1 protein-coding gene is annotated in these 1,734 nt (G+C 29.8%); it reads right to left on the reverse strand.

What is annotated here, in order from left to right:
- Positions 1-228 precede the first annotated feature (228 nt).
- On the reverse strand, positions 229-1,518 hold the full coding sequence (locus tag ACRC03_RS06715) for a hypothetical protein (RefSeq protein WP_438651788.1): 1,290 nt from the start codon (positions 1,516-1,518) through the stop codon (positions 229-231).
- Positions 1,519-1,734: the final 216 nt, after the last annotated feature.

The following is a 1,734-nucleotide window of genomic DNA, read 5'->3' on the forward strand; positions in this document are numbered from 1 at the left end:
TCCATAATCTCTAAGTCTATACTTTTCTCAATGAAAACATCAGAAATAGCTTCAACTAAAAAACTTCTAAATATATTCTCATCTTCACAAACAACTATCCTAAACATATCTTTTCTCCTACTTTAATCAAGGCACAACAACCACATATTTATAAAGAGCCATTTCAGTTGACACTTTAATCAAGGCACAACAACCACATATTTATAAAGAGCCATTTCAGTTGACACTTTATAGCTCTTTTATTAGCTTACTTACCGCTTGCCTACTTATTCCTATTTCTTTAGCGATTCTGCTTTGATTTAACCCTTTTTCTATTAAGTTCTTAATGATTTCTAGTCTTTCTATTTTCTCTTGCTCTCTTTTTGTTAATCCATCTTCATTTCTTCTTTTAACTCTTCTCTTTTCATTATTTCTATAATACTTTTCTTCTGTACCTATAATCGTCTTCATCTTCTTTTGTTCTTTTATCGTTATGCCTAATCTATCTATTAACGTTTCATTCTTATACCAATATCCTTCTTTGTCTCTCATACCTTTAGATACTCTTTTTCCTTCTCCACTCCTAATACCTTGCTCATATGCTATAAACTTATCTATTGCTTTTGGTATACACCTTAGAATAGCTTGTACCTCACTTTCCTTCATTGGATCTGTGAAGGAATTGTTAAACTCTATGACTACATTCTCAAGTTCATAGCTATCTCTAACATAAATACCTTTCCAGTATGCATAGCAATGAACAGCCATATTTCTATATCCTGTCATTTCATATTTTCTAAGTCTACATAATGTTTCTAGATCATTTGCTCTTTCCATATGCAAACTGTATGATGTAAAAAATCTATTTGAAATAACCTTGTTATCAATTTTCTTAGTTTGCTGCATTTGTAATTGGTGAGCTTTTTGTTTGTAGTGCAGGTAGTCTTCTCTTAATTGATACATTGAGTACTCTGTTTCATTATCTATATATAAAACTTTACAATCAATATCACATTTAGAATTTATTGTTCCTGGTAATCTAAGTACTCTTGCTCCATCTGTAGCTTGTCTATCCGCTCCCAAATGCTTTAGATTATAATATATATAATCTTGTAGTTCCTGCCATGTATTTAAAGCTCCATACGGGGCATTTTCAATTCTCCAGTATAAATGTATACCTCTTCCACTATCTGTTACCATCGTTGGCTTTGGTATTTTGCCTTCATGATATAATATCCATATCATGTACACTGTTTCCGCTTTTTCATAGCCTTTACTTTCACAGTCTATATCCTGGAATAATGATCTAAATTGTCTTATATTTTCTACTCTTCTTTTTGGTAAGTACATTGTATTTGGTGCTAGAAATACATCCTCATTATTATGAAATTCTTCTACGATGTCTCTTAGTCCCTCGTTTTTAGTATTATATATTTTAATGGTCTTCTCGCCATTGTGTTCATCATTTAATTTCATTATTTGTATATATCCATCTGTAGTATCATCATAAAGATGGTCACAAAACTCTGTCATTTGCATAAAAAAATTCCCCTCTATTCTTAGTATGTTGACACTAAAGATAAGGAGATCTCTCGTTTTTTCTAACAATAATATCAAATATTAGATTGATATTATTGTTTTATAGATAATTTTTATATTGTTTTAAGTATCAAAATTATTGATATCTTAGAATTATTATGTTAATATTAATACATAATAACAATATAAAAAATCTCTGATGAGAGTCCACTCTTA

The organism is Romboutsia sp., from assembly GCF_051659545.1.
Lineage (GTDB): Bacteria > Bacillota > Clostridia > Peptostreptococcales > Peptostreptococcaceae > JBOFOR01.

Bases quoted from the DNA above. Each gene is read 5' to 3' on its own strand.
- ACRC03_RS06715 (WP_438651788.1), bottom strand. From the start codon at position 1,518: ATGCAAATGACAGAGTTTTGTGACCATCTTTATGATGATACTACAGAT.